At 70.3% G+C, this 17,154-nt stretch carries 17 protein-coding genes and 1 tRNA gene; 7 read left to right on the top strand and 11 right to left on the bottom strand.

All coding sequences use genetic code 11. From position 1 onward, the window contains the following. Positions 1-113: 113 nt before the first annotated feature. Positions 114-1,016, top strand: coding sequence for a S1 family serine peptidase (locus OP79_RS19255; protein WP_033321472.1), 903 nt, complete (start codon positions 114-116; stop codon positions 1,014-1,016). A 162-nt stretch (positions 1,017-1,178) separates the two neighbouring features. Here OP79_RS19255 and OP79_RS19250 read toward each other — a convergent pair whose 3' ends face one another. From OP79_RS19250 to OP79_RS57060, 7 genes are all read right to left on the bottom strand, one after another. Then, positions 1,179-2,087, bottom strand: a complete 909-nt coding sequence (locus tag OP79_RS19250) for an RNA polymerase sigma factor SigF (RefSeq protein ID WP_033321471.1) — start codon at positions 2,085-2,087, stop codon at positions 1,179-1,181. Positions 2,088-2,331: 244 nt separating this feature from the next. Further along, positions 2,332-3,183 carry an RNA polymerase sigma factor SigF gene (locus tag OP79_RS19245; protein ID WP_078491883.1) on the bottom strand — a complete coding sequence of 284 codons (852 nt, stop codon included), beginning with the start codon at positions 3,181-3,183 and terminating at the stop codon, positions 2,332-2,334. 200 nt (positions 3,184-3,383) lie between these two features. After that, complete coding sequence (locus tag OP79_RS19240) at positions 3,384-3,563, bottom strand: hypothetical protein (protein WP_033321470.1); 180 nt, start codon at positions 3,561-3,563, stop codon at positions 3,384-3,386. A 172-nt stretch (positions 3,564-3,735) separates the two neighbouring features. Further along, positions 3,736-3,820, bottom strand: a tRNA-Ser gene (locus tag OP79_RS19235). Positions 3,821-3,893: 73 nt separating this feature from the next. Continuing rightward, complete coding sequence (tadA, locus tag OP79_RS19230) at positions 3,894-4,325, bottom strand: tRNA adenosine(34) deaminase TadA (RefSeq protein WP_033321469.1); 432 nt, start codon at positions 4,323-4,325, stop codon at positions 3,894-3,896. A 47-nt stretch (positions 4,326-4,372) separates the two neighbouring features. After that, positions 4,373-4,921, bottom strand: coding sequence for a tRNA adenosine deaminase-associated protein (locus OP79_RS19225; RefSeq protein WP_033321468.1), 549 nt, complete (start codon positions 4,919-4,921; stop codon positions 4,373-4,375). Between the two features lie 330 nt (positions 4,922-5,251). After that, positions 5,252-5,437: a hypothetical protein gene (locus OP79_RS57060; protein WP_078491890.1), complete on the bottom strand. Its 186-nt coding sequence runs from the start codon at positions 5,435-5,437 to the stop codon at positions 5,252-5,254. A gap of 570 nt (positions 5,438-6,007) precedes the next feature. Here OP79_RS57060 and upp point away from each other — a divergent pair. Then, entirely contained in the window at positions 6,008-6,643 is a 636-nt protein-coding gene (upp, locus tag OP79_RS19220) for a uracil phosphoribosyltransferase (protein ID WP_033321467.1), read from the top strand. Between the two features lie 45 nt (positions 6,644-6,688). On the opposite strand, the gene OP79_RS19215 is transcribed toward upp, so the two are convergent. From OP79_RS19215 to OP79_RS19205, 3 genes are all read right to left on the bottom strand, one after another. Beyond that, a complete protein-coding gene (locus OP79_RS19215; RefSeq protein ID WP_245685374.1) occupies positions 6,689-7,336 on the bottom strand; it encodes a LytR C-terminal domain-containing protein in 648 nt (215 codons plus the stop codon). Positions 7,337-7,438: 102 nt separating this feature from the next. Continuing rightward, the gene (locus OP79_RS19210; protein ID WP_003999914.1) at positions 7,439-7,735 is read right to left on the bottom strand and encodes a type II toxin-antitoxin system VapB family antitoxin; all 297 of its coding nucleotides are present in this window, start codon (positions 7,733-7,735) and stop codon (positions 7,439-7,441) included. Positions 7,736-7,932: 197 nt separating this feature from the next. Further along, the gene (locus OP79_RS19205; protein WP_033321465.1) at positions 7,933-8,670 is read right to left on the bottom strand and encodes a siderophore-interacting protein; all 738 of its coding nucleotides are present in this window, start codon (positions 8,668-8,670) and stop codon (positions 7,933-7,935) included. A gap of 71 nt (positions 8,671-8,741) precedes the next feature. Here OP79_RS19205 and OP79_RS19200 point away from each other — a divergent pair, with 71 nt between their 5' ends. The 5 genes from OP79_RS19200 to OP79_RS19180 all read left to right on the top strand — a co-directional run bounded on the left by OP79_RS19200 (position 8,742) and on the right by OP79_RS19180 (position 14,790). Beyond that, the gene (locus OP79_RS19200; RefSeq protein ID WP_425428582.1) at positions 8,742-10,853 is read left to right on the top strand and encodes a penicillin acylase family protein; all 2,112 of its coding nucleotides are present in this window, start codon (positions 8,742-8,744) and stop codon (positions 10,851-10,853) included. Further along, positions 10,843-11,451, top strand: coding sequence for a GNAT family N-acetyltransferase (locus OP79_RS19195; protein ID WP_033321464.1), 609 nt, complete (start codon positions 10,843-10,845; stop codon positions 11,449-11,451). Before OP79_RS19200 ends, OP79_RS19195 begins: the two co-directional genes overlap by 11 nt. Before the next feature lie 87 nt (positions 11,452-11,538). After that, the gene (locus OP79_RS19190) at positions 11,539-12,018 is read left to right on the top strand and encodes a cupin domain-containing protein (protein WP_033321508.1); all 480 of its coding nucleotides are present in this window, start codon (positions 11,539-11,541) and stop codon (positions 12,016-12,018) included. Then, entirely contained in the window at positions 12,015-12,794 is a 780-nt protein-coding gene (locus OP79_RS19185) for an SDR family NAD(P)-dependent oxidoreductase (RefSeq protein WP_033321463.1), read from the top strand. Before OP79_RS19190 ends, OP79_RS19185 begins: the two co-directional genes overlap by 4 nt. 136 nt (positions 12,795-12,930) lie before the next feature. Further along, positions 12,931-14,790 carry a copper resistance CopC/CopD family protein gene (locus tag OP79_RS19180; RefSeq protein WP_245685376.1) on the top strand — a complete coding sequence of 620 codons (1,860 nt, stop codon included), beginning with the start codon at positions 12,931-12,933 and terminating at the stop codon, positions 14,788-14,790. A gap of 35 nt (positions 14,791-14,825) precedes the next feature. Here the strand turns inward: OP79_RS19180 and OP79_RS19175 are convergent, their stop codons facing one another. Then, the gene (locus OP79_RS19175) at positions 14,826-17,120 is read right to left on the bottom strand and encodes a DNA polymerase III subunit gamma and tau (RefSeq protein ID WP_033321506.1); all 2,295 of its coding nucleotides are present in this window, start codon (positions 17,118-17,120) and stop codon (positions 14,826-14,828) included. Between the last annotated feature and the right edge of the window lie 34 nt (positions 17,121-17,154).

Raw genomic sequence — 17,154 nt, 5'->3', positions numbered from 1 at the left:
GACAGAACGCCATGCCACTTCCGTCGGGTGACTCCCTTGCGGTTCAGGCAAGTTGGGACGCGAGGGAGCGTCCGGCCGGGGTGGTTCGTTCAGCGTTTTGGAGACACCCCCACATGCGTCTTTCCCCCCATTCCCTCACTCGCAGAACAGCGGCCCGCCGCATCACCACCGCCGCACTCGCGGCCGGTGCCGCACTCGGGCTCGCTGTCACGTCCGTCGGAACGGCCCACGCCGCGGATTCGGCGGACCGCGGCCGCCCGGGCACCCGCATCATCGGCGGCACCGAACAGCCCGACGGCAAGCACCCGTTCATGGCGGCACTGCTGCAGAAGGGCACCGGCAACCCCCACGACCGGCAGTTCTGCGGCGGCAGCCTGCTGGAGCCCGGCATCGTGATGACGGCCGCGCACTGCGTCGAGGGTACGAAGCCCAAGGAGATCGAGACCGTCGTCGGCCGGACCGTGCTGTCGAACAAGAACCAGGGCGAGCTGCGGAATGTCGCCGAGATAGTCGTCCACCCCCGCTACGCCAAGGGCGAGGGGGCGTACGACCTGGCGCTTCTGATGCTGGAGGAGCCCGTCGAGGGTGTCGCCCCGGTCAACCTGCCGACCGCGGGCACGGACGCGCTGATCCGTCCGGGCGCCAAGGCCACCGTCATCGGCTGGGGCAACACCAACACCGAGGTGACGAACTATCCGGACCGGTTGCGCGCGGTGGACGTGCCGATCGTGTCGCACATCGAGTGCAAGGCGTCGTACCCGCAGTACGACACGAAGGTCAACATGTGCGCCGGCGTCGAGGGCAAGGACTCCTGCCAGGGCGACAGCGGCGGGCCCATCTTCCGCAAGCTGCAAGGGCGCAAGGGCGTGTTCCAGATCGGCATCACGTCGTACGGCGACGGGTGCGCGGCGCAGGGGGCTCCCGGCGTGTACACGTACACCGGGTCCGCGAAGCTGTGGGACACGCTGGAGGAGTCGGCGGCGGGTAAGCGGGCCATGCGCCTGCTCGGTCGCTGAGAGGACGGGGAATGCGGGTCGTTCGTAGGCTGCGGGCCGTCTGTGGCTGGTCGCGCCCACGCGGCGGAACCGCAAATTGATACAGCCCCGCGCTCCTAAAAGCCGTTCCCCGGTGGCCCCTTTCGAGGGGCCACCGGGGAACGGCCGGGACTTCCAAGCCCTCTAGTCCGAGATGAGCCCCTCGCGCAGCTGCGACAGCGTCCGCGTAAGCAGCCGGGAGACGTGCATCTGCGAGATGCCGACCTCCTCGCCGATCTGCGACTGCGTCATGTTCGCGAAGAAGCGGAGCATGATGATCTGCCGCTCACGGGGCGGGAGTTTGGCGAGCAGGGGCTTGAGGGACTCGCGGTACTCGACACCCTCCAGGGCCGTGTCCTCGTAGCCGAGGCGGTCCGCGAGGGAGCCTTCGCCGCCGTCGTCCTCGGGGGCCGGGGAGTCGAGCGAGGACGCCGTGTACGCGTTGCCGACCGCCAGGCCGTCGACCACGTCCTCCTCGGACACGCCCAGTACGGCGGCGAGTTCGGGCACCGTCGGGGAGCGGTCCAGCTTCTGGGAGAGCTCGTCGCTCGCCTTCGTCAGCGCGAGCCGCAGCTCCTGGAGCCGGCGCGGAACGCGGACCGACCACGAGGTGTCGCGGAAGAAGCGCTTGATCTCGCCCACGACCGTCGGCATCGCGAACGTCGGGAATTCCACGCCCCGTTCGCAGTCGAAGCGGTCGATCGCCTTGATCAGGCCGATGGTGCCGACCTGGACGATGTCCTCCATGGGCTCGTTACGGCTGCGGAAGCGGGCTGCCGCGTAGCGCACGAGCGGGAGGTTGAGCTCGATGAGGGTGTCTCGGACGTAGGCGCGCTCCGGGCTGTTCGCGTCCAGTGCGGCCAGCCGCAGGAACAGGGAGCGGGACAGGGTGCGGGTGTCGATGGCTTCCGAGGTCCTGGGGGCCGGGGCCGGAAGGGCCGGGGGAACCGGCGGCACATCGACAGCCGGTACATCGACACTGTGAAGCACGTCGGGTGCGGACTCGCTCTGCGCGAGTGTGAGCACCTTCGAGCTGCCCTGATCTGCGGACATGCCACCCCCTTTGGGTCGCGGACGGACGCGGCGGACGTTCCCGTCGAAGGAACGCAGCCTCCACCTGAATACCGGAGGCAGAGCTGCGGCAAACGCGCTTCCGGAAGAATGTCACATGTCGGCAACACGCTGTAGTGACTTGTCGACACCGAGGGGGTCAATCGGCCCTGGATAAAGAGGGTATGGCCATTTTTCACCACAGAACTGTCGGGAAATAGCCTTAAGGGTGATTCGCTCCGGCGGGTCACGCCTCGATCCTGTTTGCGGATCGCAGGCGGGCGAAGCTCCGGGCGAGCAGCCTTGACACATGCATCTGGGAGACGCCCAGTTCGTCACTGATCTGCGACTGCGTGAGATTGCTGTAGTAGCGCAACAGCAGGATCCGCTGCTCCCGTTCCGGGAGTTGGACCAGGAGGTGGCGTACGAGATCGCGGTGCTCGACTCCGTCAAGGGCCGGGTCCTCATAGCCGAGCCGGTCGAGCAGGCCCGGCGACCCGTCACCCTCCTGGGCCGCCTCCAGGGAGGTCGCGTGGTACGAGCGTCCGGCCTCGAGACAGGCCAGCACCTCCTCCTCCGCGATCCGCAGCCGCTCGGCGATCTCGGCGGTGGTGGGCGAACGCCCGAAGGCCGTCGTGAGGTCCTCGGTCGCGCTGTTCACCTGCACCCACAGTTCGTGCAGCCGGCGCGGTACGTGCACGGTGCGGACGTTGTCGCGGAAGTACCGCTTGATCTCGCCGACGACGGTCGGCATCGCGAAGGTCGGGAACTGCACGCCCCGGTCCGGGTCGAAGCGGTCGATCGCGTTGATCAGCCCGATCGTGCCCACTTGGACGACGTCCTCCATGGGCTCGTTGCGACTGCGGAAGCGAGCGGCGGCGTAGCGCACGAGCGGCAGATTGGCCTCGATGAGCGCGCTGCGTACGCGGTGGTGCTCGGGCGTGCCCGGCCGCAGCTGCTTCAGCTCGCCGAAGAGCACCTGGGTGAGCGCCCGGGTGTCGGCACTGCGACGTTTCTCGGGGGCGGGAGCAGGCGCCGGGACCTCTTCCTGGGGCGGCGCAGTACTGGCCGACACGGTCAACGCCACCTCTTTGTCCATCAACTCACACAGGTCATGCAACTCTTCCGTCAAAAGCGGTCATAGCATCACAAGACATGTCCAGTGTGTGCAAGCACTGCAAAGGGTGGTGTTGATTGCAGATTGGGCCATAAGGCGCATTTCGGCCCCACACCATTCCGATACGGGGCTGTACGGGGCGTCGTATGGCTGACCTTGGGGCTCAGTTCTCGGCCCCTGGCTCAGTCCTTGGCGCCATTGGCGAGCCACGTCATGAAGTCGCCGACGGCCTGAGCGGCGTTCGAAATGCCCTCGAACCCTATTTGGACATAGTCGGCGGCCTTGCCCGGGTCGGTGATGATCACGTACAGCACGAAGACCACGAGCACATAGATGGCGATCTTCTTCGAATTCACCGCCACCGCGGCCTCCCCTGTTGACCTGCTGCCCCACCGGGCCCCGTGTTTGCCGGCGGTGAGTGTAACTCGGTCACTTGTCCTATCACCGTTCTTGCCTTCGACGCGTCTCCCCACACACCCCGCACGCACTCCGCACACACGAAGGGCCCCGTCACTCGACGGGGCCCTTCCGAAGCGGTAGCGGAGGGATTTGAACCCTCGGTGACTTGCGCCACACTCGCTTTCGAGGCGAGCTCCTTCGGCCGCTCGGACACGCTACCGAGAGAGATCCTAGCCCACATGGGGTCGTGCGCTGAAATCCGTATTCGGCCGCCGGTACGCGGGCGGGCCGGTTCAGCGGTCGCGGAAGAAGTCGGTGAGCAAGCGGGCGCACTCCTCGTCGAGTACGCCGCCGATCACTTCGGGACGGTGGTTGAGGCGCCGGTCGCGTACGACGTCCCAGAGGGAGCCGGTCGCGCCGGCCTTCTCGTCGCGGGCGCCGTAGACCAGGCGGTCCACGCGGGACTGCACGATCGCGCCCGCGCACATCGTGCAGGGTTCGAGGGTCACGACGAGCGTGCAGTCCGTCAGCCGCCACCGGCCGAGCTCGGCGGCGGCGCGGCGGATGGCGAGCACCTCGGCGTGCGCCGTGGGATCGCCGGTGGCCTCGCGTTCGTTGTGTCCGGTGGCGAGCACCGTCGTGCCGTCCGCGGACAGCACGACGGCGCCGACGGGGACGTCCCCGCCCCGGACGGCCAGTTCGGCCTCGTCCAGGGCGAGCCGCATCGCGGCCCGCCAGCGGTCGCGTACGGGGTCGTGCGCCTCCTGAGCGTTCAGCGGACGGTCTCCAGGACCTCCGCCGCGCCCAGGACTTCGGCGATCTCGTTCAGTGCGTCGTTGCTTTCCAGGGCGAGCAGTTCCTTCTCGTCCACGCCCAGGTCGGCGAGGACTTCGCGGTCTCCGATGGGGCCGGCAGGCACGGCCTCGCCCGAAGCGGTGCCGCCGACGTCGTCATCGTCGTCGTCGGAATCGGTCTCGGGATCACCGTCCTCCGTGCCGTCGAGGTCGAGGGAGTCCAGGTCCGGGACGTCGTCGCCGGGCTCCCTTCCGAGCAGTTCGTCCGTGAGCAGGATCTCGCCGTACGAGCTGCGGGCTGCTGCGGCGGCGTCCGAGACGTAGATACGAGGGTCCTCCTCGCCATCCACGCGGACGACGCCGAACCATGCGTCCTCCTGCTCGATGAGCACGAGCACCGTGTCGTCCTCGGTCGAGGCTTCGCGGGCCAGGTCGGCCAGATCCGACAGGGTCTCCACATCGTCGAGCTCTGTGTCGCTCGCTTCCCACCCGTCTTCGGTGCGCGCGAGCAGTGCGGCGAAGTACACCGTGACTCTCCCACTGGTCATAGGCGTGCCGGTTGGGGATCCCCCCGGCGGAGGTTGCGGACGGGGAGTGCTGCGCCGAGCCCCGCCCACTCGGAATCGTGGCAGAAACAGAGCGTTCAGGAGAGGTCTTCGGCTCGCTGTGTCACGGTCGCGTCTTCACGGCCGTACGCGTGGCCCCTCACCTGGGCGCTCGGCGCCCGCCGTCAGCGGGATCGTACGCCGAGGAGAGCTCCGTGACGCAACGCCTGTCCGGTGCCGACCCGTACGCCCCACCAGTGGCGCTCCGTTGTGCTGTGTACGGGCCTGTACGCGTCTGGCGTGGCCCACCGCCTACCAACGGAACGTGCGCATTCGCATGGCGTGTCGCAACCGTGCCGTCTTGGCCCGCCGCGGCTGCACCCGATCCCGCAATTCCCGCGCCTCGGCAAGGTCCCGCAAGAACTGCGCCCGCCGCCGACGCCGCTCGGCATCACTTTCAGCCACGCCGCCCACGCCTTCGGCGGCGCCCGGGTCCAGCGAGCCTCCGGCGACCGTTTCCGGCGAGCCTGGCGGGCCCGTCGGGGAATTTCCGGCGGTGGTGTCGTACGGGTCGCTCCGCGCGGCGGCCCTCCTCGGGGCCCGCTGAGGAGGGCTTCCGGGGCGGGTCCTGCGCGGAGTCTCCTGCGGAGGGCTTGCGGGGCCGGTCCTGCGCGGCGCGGCGGCGGAGGACCCGTCGGCCTTTCGCTGTGCGAGCGCGGGGCCGGCGGTTTCGCGTGGCACGGACGCTTCAGAATTTTTCTGCGGCGTCGGCCAACTGGGGGTTCTGCGCGGGGCGGAGCTGCCCGCCGGCTCTCCCGCGGTTCCCTGACCGGAGGTCTCCCGCAGGGCGGAGCTGCCCGCCGTCCCCGGGGTCCCCCGACCGGAGGCCCCCCGCAGCGCGGCGCTGTTCATGGGCCCCCGGCGTCGGTCGGAGGCCGCCTGGTTCTGTTCCCCGTTTCGCATAGGTCACCATCCCAGTCCGTCCCTGCCACCTTCCCCCTGATGGGCGGTTTGATGCCGGTACGGGTTTGCGGGGGCGTGGGCGTGGGGCCCGGATACCCTGGTCGCATGCGTCTTCACGTCGTCGACCACCCTCTGGTCGCACATAAGCTCACCACGCTGCGCGACAGGCGCACCGACTCCCCGACCTTCCGGCGGCTGGCCGACGAGCTGGTCACTCTGCTCGCCTACGAGGCCACCCGTGACGTGCGTACCGAACAGGTGGACATCGTGACCCCGGTGGCCGGGACCACCGGCGTCAAGCTGTCCCACCCGCGCCCCCTCGTCGTACCGATCCTGCGGGCCGGCCTCGGCATGCTCGACGGCATGGTGCGCCTGCTGCCGACCGCCGAGGTGGGCTTCCTGGGCATGATCCGCAACGAGGAGACGCTCCAGGCGTCCACGTACGCGAACCGCATGCCGGAAGACCTCTCCGGCCGCCAGGTGTACGTACTCGACCCCATGCTCGCCACCGGCGGCACCCTCGTCGCGGCCATCCAGGAACTGATCAAGCGCGGCGCCGACGACGTGACCGCCGTGGTGCTCCTGGCCGCCCCGGAGGGCGTCGAGGTCATGGAACGCGAGCTGGCCGGCACGCCGGTGACCGTCGTGACGGGGTCCATCGACGAGCGGCTCAACGAGCACGGCTACATCGTGCCGGGGCTCGGAGACGCGGGGGACCGGATGTACGGGTCCGCCGAGTAGTGCCGAGTGGCCGAACCGGGCCGAAGGCCCGTTTGACCTGAGCGGCTAACAGCCCTGCTTCGTCTGTGACGGCGTAGGCGTCGGCTTGGCCAGCGTCGTCATGGCCTTGTCGGCGTCCGCCTTCTTCGCCAGCGCCTTGAAGCCGGTGCCGATGATGAGGTCGACCTCGGCGGGCTTCGTACGGGTGTCGGTCTTCAGCTGGGCGCCGGCCAGCTGGGTGCGGAGTACGGGAAGCGCTGCGTCCGTGGCCGCCGCGGCACCGAGCAGCATCCCAGGACCCTTGACCTTCTTGTCGTACTCCTTCGTCGCGTTGCCCACCTCGCCGATCTTGAAGCCGCGCTTCTTGAGTTCGTCCGCGGTGCTCTTGGCGAGGCCGCTGCGGGGCGTGGCGTTGAGGACGTTCACGGTGATCTGGCCGGGCTTGGGGAGGGCTCTGACCGGCTGCTGCGAGGCGGACGGTGACGGCGAGGGCGTGCAGTCCGGTGCCGTGCCGACCGCCCCGGCCTTGTCGCCACCGCCTGTGAACACGTCGATGAGCTGCACTGTCCCCCAGCCGAGCAGACCGAGGGCGGTGGCGGAGCCGACGACCGCGAACACGAGCTTGCGGCGCCCGCGGTTGCTGCGCATCCGCGGGTACTTGTCCCCCGTGATCTTGTACTGGCCGCCCATCCCAGGGGGAGTCAGCATGCTCATGAGCGCAGCGTAGTGCGCCCGGGTGGCTATGCCTACTAGACGATCATTGTCTGGCGCTCAGCCCAACCCGAAAGGCCCAACGGGCGCACAAAGGGGGCGTGCTCAGTCGAGCTCGAGGACGCGGGCGTGCAGCACCTGGCGCTGCTGGAGCGCGGCGCGGACGGCTCTGTGCAGGCCGTCCTCCAGGTACAGATCGCCCTGCCACTTCACGACATGCGCGAAGAGGTCGCCGTAGAACGTCGAGTCCTCGGCGAGCAGCGTTTCCAGGTCGAGCTGGCCCTTGGTCGTCACCAGCTGATCGAGGCGGACCGGGCGCGGCGCGACATCCGCCCACTGCCGGGTGCTTTCCCGGCCGTGGTCGGGGTACGGCCGGCCGTTTCCGATGCGCTTGAAGATCACACGGAAAGCCTACCGGTCATGACCTTCCGGGCGCAGCCAAGGCGCGGTAGTGGAGCACGGAAATTACGCAGCAAAGCAGTACGAAAGGGTAATTCCGCGAGGTCGGCTTGGTGTGTTCCTACCGAGCGGGTCACGGACAAACCAGAAAAACAACGCGTACCGCACGAGGAAGACGGCAGCCCTTCGTCGCCTTACGCTCACCCTTCCCGCCAGTATCCCAACGCGTGCACCCGCTGCTTGGGTACCGACAGCTCCTTGCGGACGTACGCGGCGAGTGAGCGTGTCGTTGCCGTGTCCGAGGCGATCCAGACGTACGTCTCGGCCGGGTCCCGGTCCTTGAGGAGGTCGGGGAGGGACGCGCGTACCCGGGAGACGAGTTCGGCGCCGGAGCCCAGGCGCGGCACCGTGCGCAGGTCGTGGCGGGACGGGTCCAGGCGTAGCGGAAGGCCGTCCAGGGAGTCGTACGGCATCTCGAGCCAGACCGTGGCGGGGGCCGAACCCACCGCGTCCATGAGGGAGTTGAGCGCGGGCAGCGATGCCGGGTCGCCGATCGCGAAGACGTGCGAGGGCGCGGGCTCGGGCCATTGGAAGCCCGTGCCCTGGAGCGTCGCCTCGATGGTGTCCCCGGGCTTCGCCGCCCGCGCCCAGTCACTGGCGCACCCCTCGTGGAGTGCGAACTCGAGGCTGAAGGTGCCTGCCTCCGGATCCGGGTCGACGAGCGTGTAGGCGCGCTGGTGCGGCTTGCCCGCATTGTCGAACCACAGCCGCACCCACATCGTCGGGTGGACGCCGGTCGCGGCGAGCATCCCGCCGTCGGTGAGGTGGAGCCGGCGGTAGTGCTCGGTGACCTGCTCGGCCCCGGTGACCGTGAACACGAAGTCCTTGCCCCGGAACAGCTTGAGGACCGCGCCCTCCCAGCCGTGACCCTGCCCCATGGTGCCCACCCTCCGTACGACTCCGACCAGTCGTAGTTAGGGTAGCCTAACCTAAAAACTGTGGAGGACCTGTGGACGCCGGAGAGCACCTGAGCCCGGGAACGTATCGCGACCCCTGGGGGATCCCGCACCTGCGGGCGGACAGCGCACGCGAACTCGCCTTCGCGCAGGGACGTAACGCCGCCGCCGACCGTGCCTGGCAGCTCGAGGTCGAGCGGCACCGGGCGCAGGGCACCTCGGCCGCGTTCCTCGGCGCCGACGCCCTCCCCTGGGACCGGTTCGCGAGACAGGTCCGGCTCGACGACACCGCGAGGCGCTGTTTCGCGGCCCTGGAGAGACGTGACCCCGAGACGGCCGCCTGGGTCCGGGCGTACGTCGACGGGGTCAACGAGGGCCTGGCCGAAGGGGCGTCCCGGACGCAGGAGTTCACGGCGACCGGCCTCACGCCCGGCCGCTGGGAACCGTGGAGTCCGCTGGGTGTCTGGCTCGCCGTCCACATCCTGTTCGCCGGGTTCCCCGCCAAGCTGTGGCGGGAGGAGGTCGGGCGCCGGCTGGGGACGGAGGCGGTGGGGCTGTTCGCGGCGGACGGGCCCGGTACGTCCGGCAGCAATGGGTGGCTGGTGACGGGCGAGCGCACCGTCGACGGCCGGCCGGTCATCGCGGGCGATCCCCACCGGTTCATCGAAGCGCCCGGTATCTATCAGCAAGTCCATCTGTCCTGCCCGGAGTTCGATGTGGTCGGGCTCGCGGTGCCCGGCGTTCCGGGTATCGCGCATTTCGGGCATACGGGCACGGTGGCGTGGGCGATCACCAATGCGATGGCCGACTATCAGGACCTGTACCGGGAGCGGCTGCGCAGGTCCGGGGAACGGGTGGAGGCGCTCGGTCCGGACGGGGAGTGGCGGGCCGCGTACGGGCATGTGGAGACGGTCGAGGTGGCGGGCGGTGACCCCGTCGAGGTCGAGGTCGTCGAGACCGGGCGCGGGCCCGTCATCATCGGCGACAGTGACAGTCAGGGGCCCGTCAGCCTGCGTTACCCGCCGCGTGTCACCGAGGACCTCGGCTTCAGTGCGCTGCTCCCCCTGCTCCGGGCTCGCCAAGTCGCGGACGTGGACCGGGCGTTCGACGACTGGGCCGAGCCCGTGAACGTCGTGCTGGCCGCCGACACCGAGGGCGGACTGCTGCACCGGGTGGCGGGCCGCGTGCCGCTCAGGGACGAGCGGAACGGGATCCGGATCGTTCCCGCCTGGGAGCCCGGCCATGAGTGGCGCGGCTGGTACGCCCCCATGCCGCGCGGCACGTTCGACGACGGCATCGCCGTGATGGCGAACCAGCGCGGCCCCGCGACGCCGCTCGGCGTCGAGTTCGCCGCCCCGCACCGGGCGGCCCGCCTGCGCCATCTCCTCGAGGAGAGGAAGGACTGGTCGGTCGAGGACATGGGTGCCCTCCACATGGACACCCATCTCGCCTCCGCGAAGGCCCTGTTGGACCACCTCACCGCCCTCGACGACCTCACCCCCGATGCCACCGCCCTCCGTGACCGGCTCCTGCGCTGGGACCTCCACATGGAGTCCGACAGCACGGGGGCGGCGACATACGCGGCCGTGCGCAGCGCCGTCGTACGACGCCTCGCCGCACACCCGGCCCTGGCCTGCCTGACCGGGCTGCCCCCGGCCCACCCCGAGGTCTTCCGCCCCTGGCTCGCCCTCGTCCCGCGCATCGGCTACGCCCTCGAAAGCCTCCTCACCGCACGGGAGTTGTACGGCATCGACCGCGCCGAAGTCGTACGGGCGGCCGTGGAGGAGGTGGCCGCGGACGCCCCGCAGGGCACCTGGGGCGACACTCATCGCCTGGACGCGTGGCGCGCACTTCCGCTGAGCGAGTCGGCGGCGGACGGCGGCGGACCCGCGCTCTCCGGCGATCACGACTGCGTGCTGTGCACCTCCTCGGTCCCCGGGATCACCGACCGTGCGGCCCGTGGTCCCGCCGCCCGTTACGTATGGGACGTCGCCTGCCGTGAGAACAGCCGCTGGGCCGTCCCGTTCGGTGCGTCGGGTGTTCCGGGTTCACCGCACGAGCGTGACCAACTCCCCTTGTGGCTCACGGGAGATCTGGCCCCCGTGATCACCGACTTCGCTCAGCTGACCAAGGAGAGAGATGGATTGGGGAACGATGACGACTGAGGCGTACGGGCATGGCCGCCGGCCCGTTCATGAGCAGACCGTGGACGGACTGGGCACGGTGCGCGTGCTGCGGGTGGAGCCGAAGGCCGACCTCGACGTGATCCATGGCTGGGTGACCGCGGAACGGGCGCGGTTCTGGGGGATGGGCGGGTTCAGCAGGGAGCGGGTGCTTCAGACGTACGAGCTGCTGGACTCGCTCGATACGCATCACGCGTTTCTGGCGGTTCTGGACGGTGCGCCGGCGGCGCTCTTCCAGACGTACGAGCCGACGGCCGACCGGGTCAGTGAGTGCTACGAGGTCGAGCCGGGGGACATCGGTATTCACCTGCTGATAGCTCCCGCTCGTGATGGTGATGGTGACCGGGCGGGGTACTCCTCCGGTCTCATCGGCGTCTTCGCCGCGTATGTGCTGGTCGGGCTCGGGCGGAGGCGGGTCGTGGTCGAGCCCGACGTGCGCAATGTGAAGGTGATCGAGCGGCTGATGCGACAGGGGTTCGAGCTCGGGCCCGAGGTGGTGCTGCCTGAGATCGATCTGCCGGAGGTGTACCTGCCGGAGAAGCGGGCCCGACTCGCCTTTCTCCTGCCAGGGCGCATCTGACGGGGCGCGGGTGAGCCGGGGGCGAGTTGGCGGGTTGGGGATGCGTCGGTAGGGCCTGTGGGGCATGGTCGGTGGGTGGCTCATGACATCACTCCTGAAGACCTTGTCGCTCACTATCAGTTGGAGCCGATCCCCAAGGAGGGCGGGCGGTTCCGGGAGACCTGGGCCGGGCCCGATCGGGGGGACGGGCGGCCCGAGGGGACCGCGATCGTTGTGCTGTTGACCTCGGAGCCGGGGGATTTCTCGGCGCTGCACCGGCTTCCCACCGACGAGGTGTGGCACTTCTATCTCGGTGATCCGCTGGAGATGCTGCTGCTCGACCCGGACGGTACGTCTCGCACGGTCGTGCTCGGTCCCGATGTGCTCGGCGGGCAGTACGTCCAGTTCACCGTGCCCGCGGGGACCTGGATGGGCGCGCGGGTGGTGGCGGGCGGCGCCTGGTCGTTCTTCGGGTGCACGATGGCGCCCGGGTTCACCTACGGCGGGTACGAGCACGGGGACGCGGCCGAGCTGACCGCGCGGTACCCGGCGGAGGCGGTGCGGATCTCCGCGCTGAGCCGGCCGTGAGCGGGCTGCTCGACGGGCAGGTGGCGTTGGTGACCGGGGCCTCGGGCGGCATCGGGCGGGGGATCGCGTTGCGGTTCGCCGAGGCGGGGGCGGCGGTGGCCGTTCACTACCGTACGGACGCGAAGGGGGCCCGCGAGGTCGTCGGGCTCATCAAGGACTCGGGCGGCAGCGCGATCGCCCTGCACGCCGAGCTGACCGTCGAGGCCGGGTGCCACCGTCTGGTGCGCGAGGCCGCGAACTGGGGCGGCGGCACCCTGACGGCACTGGTCGACAACGCGGGCGTACAGCCGGTCCAGGAACTGCCCGGCATGACCGTGACCGACTGGCGGGCGGTGGTCGACGCGAACCTGTCGAGCGTGTTCGCGTGCACACAGGCCGCGGTGGAAGTGATGCGGGAGGGCAACGGCAGGGACGGGAGCGGCGGGAGCATCACCCACATCGCCTCCATCGAGGCCACGCACCCCGCCCCGCTGCACGCCCACTACTCCGCGTCCAAGGCGGCCGTCGTCATGCACGCACGGTCGGCGGCCCTGGAGTACGGTCCGTACGGGATCCGCGTCAACACCGTCTCACCAGGCTTGATCGACCGCGAAGGCCTTGCGGAGGCCTGGCCGGACGGCGTACGGCGCTGGCAACAGGCCGTCCCCACCGGCCGGTTGGGCCGCCCGGAGGACGTCGGTGACGCCTGCGTGTTCCTCGCCTCCCCGATGGCCTCGTGGATCACGGGACACGACCTGGTCGTGGACGGCGGGGTGTCGGCGCGACCGACGTGGTGAGGACGGGCGGGGGCGCGCGGGCGCGGTGTTGAGCACGGTGCTGCGTACATTCGTATCCCCCATCAGGGGCCATCAGGGCTTGATACGCAGCAGGGGGCAAGGGAGAGGAAGAGGCAACGTGGGCCGAATACCGCGGATGGCGGCGCCGCGCCGGGCGGTGGCCCTCGTCCTGATGCTGGGCACCCTGCTCCTGCTGGGCGGTGCCACCACCGCGTCCGCGCACTCCTCCGTGCGCGACACCGACCCCCGCGAGGGCACCGTCCTCAAGACCGCCCCGAAGCAGGTCACCATGACCTTCACCGAGTCGGTCGGTATCTCCGACGACTCGATCCGGGTCCTCAGCCCCGACAACCGGCGCATGAACGCGGGTCCCGCCGAGCACGCCGGGGGCTCCGACACCGTGCGCGTACGGCTCCAGGACGATCTGCCGGACGGTACGTTCACCGTGGCCTGGCGGGTGGTCTCGGCGGACAGCCATCCCATCTCGGGCGCGTTCACGTTCTCCGTCGGCGCACCCTCCGAGACCACCGCGAACGCCTCCGCCGAGCCCGCCGTGAACCCCGCCTCGGGTCTGCTCTACGACATGGCCCGGTACGCCGCGTACACCGCCGTGGCGCTGCTCATCGGCGCGGCCACCTTCGTCCTCGCCTGCCGCCCGCCCGCCGTCGACCCCCTCCGGAGACTCTTCCGCGTCGCCTGGTGGACCCTGCTTCTGTCCACGGTCGCGCTGCTGTTCCTGCGCGGCCCGTACGCCCGCGGCACCGGCCCCGCGACCCTCTTCGACCTCTCCCTCCTTGAGGACACGCTGAGCGGCAGGCCGGGGTGGGCGCTGCTGGCGAGGCTGGTGCTGGTGGGGGTGGCGGGGGTCTTCCTCGTACGAGTGGTGGGGCGTGAGTCACAGGGGGAAGAGCGGCCGAAGCCTGCCGTCCTCGCCTCGGGCGGGGTGCTCGCCGTGGCGCTGACCGTCACCTGGGCCGCCGCCGAGCACGCGTCCGCGGGGATCCAGGTTCCCGTGGCGATCGTCTCCTCCGTACTGCATCTGCTGGCGATGGCGGTCTGGATGGGCGGCCTCGCGGCGCTGCTCACCACGCTGTACCGAGCCGAGACACCGCCCTCGGCGGCGTCGGTGGCGCGCTTCTCGGGGCTCGCGTTCGCGTCCGTGATGGTCCTGGTGGTCACGGGTGTCTACCAGTCCTGGCGGGGGCTCGGCTCCTGGGAGGCGCTCACCGGTACGTCGTACGGGCGGCTCCTGGCCGCCAAGGTGTGCGCGGTGGTGCTGCTGTTGGGGGCGGCGGCGTATTCGCGTCGCTGGACGGCGGGGCTGCTCGCGGCACAAGAGCCGGTGCGGGTGCGGGAGTTGGAGGCTGTGGGGGCGCGTACGGGGGGCGGGGGTGCCGGTGCCTCGACAGGGGCGGCGTCCGACCCCGATGACCCCAGGGGCAATGGGTCAGGGGATTCCGGTGTGCCTGACGGGACCGACGAGCCTGCCGGACCCGACGAGGTCCCGCCCCGTCACCGGGCCCTGCGCCGTTCCGTGCTGGCCGAAGTCGTCGTGGGCGTAGCGGTGTTGCTGCTCACGACGGTTCTCACCGGCACCCAGCCGGGGCGGGCAGCCACCGAGACCCAGAACGCACCGACCGCTCCGACCGGTCAGCCCACCACCTCGATGACCCTGATCCCCTTCGACGTCGGCACCCCGAACGGCAAGGGCAAGGTCCAGATCGTCCTGGAACCGGGTCGGGTCAACGAGAACACGGTCCAGGCGATCGTCATAGGCCCCGACGGCGTCGCCACGGTCCCCGAACTCCGCCTCACCTTCACCCTGGCCGCCGAGAAGATCGGCCCCATCGACGCCGAACTCACCGACCAGGGCGGCTACTGGGGCACCAACTCCCTCAACCTCCCCCTCCCCGGCACCTGGACCATGAACGTCACGGTCCGCACCTCGGACATCGACCAGGTGACGGTGTCGAAGAAGGTGCAGATCTCGCCCTGAGCGGGCGACAGCCTGCGTCTGCCTACTACTCGCTATTACTCGTTCGAGATCTCCTCCACCACCGTGGCCCCCAGCTCCCGCACGATCAGCTCATACCCCGACAACGCCGACTCGTCGAGGTCGGGATCGTCGTCCTCCGGGACGTCGTCCTCCGGGGAGACGGGCGGTGGCTCCGGAGCTGATGGGCGCGATGTCTGCGGAGGTGTCGGTGCGGGCGCCGGAGCAGGGCCGGCCGGAGCCCGGTGGGTGCTGGACCCGGGCGCCGGGGCGGCGGGTTGCTGTGGAGTGGAGGGCCTGGACGCGGGCGGAGGGGCGGCGCTTCCGGAGCCGTAGCCACCACCGCCGATGCCGGGCCCGGCCGATGGTGGAGGCGCCGCCGGACCCCCTGCCGTATCGAGGCTCGCCTCGATCTTCCAGTGCACGTTGAACTGCTCGGCCAACGCCTGGCGCAGCACATCCTCACTGCCGCTGCTCAGGAAGTTGTCGCGCGCCCCCGCGTTGACGAAGCCGAGCTGGAGCGTCGTACCGTCGAAACCCGTGACCTGCGCGTTCTGACTGAGCAGGATCCACGTGAATCGGCGCCGGTTCTTCACCGCGTCAAGGATGTTCGGCCACAGCATGCGGGGGTCGGGCCCACCGCTCGCGGGAGCGGAAGGGGCGGCAGGAGCGGGCGGAGCGGGAGGGCCCGCAGCAGCCGGAGCAGTGGGAGATGGCGATGCGGCCGGAGTCCGCCCTCCGCCCGCGGGCGCCGCCGTGGGCCACCCACCGGGACGGCGACCGCTGCCCGCAGCCGTCGCGGTGGGCCAGGCACCGGGCGCTTCCCCGGCGGCAGGAGCGGGCGGGGATGCGGCCGGGGGAGCTCCCGCCGGCGCCTGAGCGGGCGGCTGCTGCTCAGGGGACGGCGCGACGGGCGCAGCCGGAGGCCGGGCGGCGGCGGCCTGAGCCGGCCCGGCGGAGCCTGCCTGCTGTGCTCCCCCAGCCGCCCCACCAGCACCGGAGCCTGAAGCCCCGGCCCCCCGCACCGCCGCCCGAGCCGCCTCTGCCCCGCTCCCCTGCGGAGCAGAAGGCACCGCCGCCGAGCCGCCCTGCGCACCCCCGTGAACCGCGCCCCCATGCACCTCGGGCCCGGGCACGTACCCCATGGCAGGCCCGGCCCCCGCCCCCGTGAAGTTGACTCCCCGCTCCAACCGGTCGAGCCGAGCCATGACGGACCGCTCATCGCCGTACGCCGCGGGCAGCAGCACCCGTGCGCAGATCAACTCGAGCTGAAGCCGGGGCGCGGTGGCCCCCCTCATCTCCGTAAGCCCGTCATTGACGATGTCGGCGGCCCGGCTCAGCTCGGCCGCGCCGAAGACCCCGGCCTGGGCCTGCATCCGCTCCACGACATCGGCGGGCGCATCGATGAGCCCCTTCTCGGCGGCATCCGGCACCGCCGCCAGAATCACCAGGTCCCTGAGCCGCTCCAGCAGATCGGCGACGAACCGCCGCGGATCGTTACCCCCCTCGATCACCCGGTCCACGACCTCGAAGGCAGCAGCTCCGTCCCCCGCCGCGAAGGCCTCGACGACGGAGTCGAGCAACGACCCGTCCGTATAGCCCAGCAGCGAGGTCGCCATGGCATACGTCACACCGTCCGCACCGACCGCGGCCAGCAGCTGATCCATGACGGACATGGAGTCACGTACGGACCCGGCCCCGGCCCGCACAACAAGCGGAAGGACCCCGTCCTCGACGGGAACCTCCTCACGCCCGCAGACCTCGGCCAGATACTCCCTCAGGGTCCCCGGCGGCACGAGCCGGAACGGGTAGTGGTGCGTCCGCGACCGGATGGTCCCGATGACCTTCTCGGGCTCGGTCGTGGCGAAGATGAACTTGAGGTGCTCCGGCGGCTCCTCGACCACCTTCAGCAGGGCGTTGAAGCCCGCCGAGGTGACCATGTGCGCCTCGTCGATGATGTAGATCTTGTACCGACTGCTGGCCGGCCCGAAGAAGGCCTTCTCCCGCAGGTCACGGGCGTCGTCCACACCGCCGTGCGAGGCGGCGTCGATCTCGATGACGTCGATGGACCCCGGCCCGTTCCTGGCCAGGTCCCGGCAGGACTGGCACTCCCCGCAGGGCGTGGGCGTCGGCCCCTGCTCGCAGTTCAGACAGCGGGCCAGGATGCGCGCGCTGGTCGTCTTTCCGCACCCGCGCGGCCCGCTGAACAGGTACGCGTGATTGACCCGGTTGTTCCGCAGCGCCTGCTGCAGCGGGTCGGTTACATGCTCCTGCCCGATGACCTCGGCGAACGACTCCGGGCGATAACGGCGGTACAGCGCGAGAGACGACACGCATACGAGGTTATAGGCGCCCACTGACAACCCG

Origin of the sequence: Streptomyces yerevanensis (assembly GCF_000716805.1) — a bacterium.
Taxonomy (GTDB): domain Bacteria; phylum Actinomycetota; class Actinomycetes; order Streptomycetales; family Streptomycetaceae; genus Streptomyces; species Streptomyces flaveus.
This window is presented reverse-complemented; position numbering and strand designations above follow the sequence as displayed.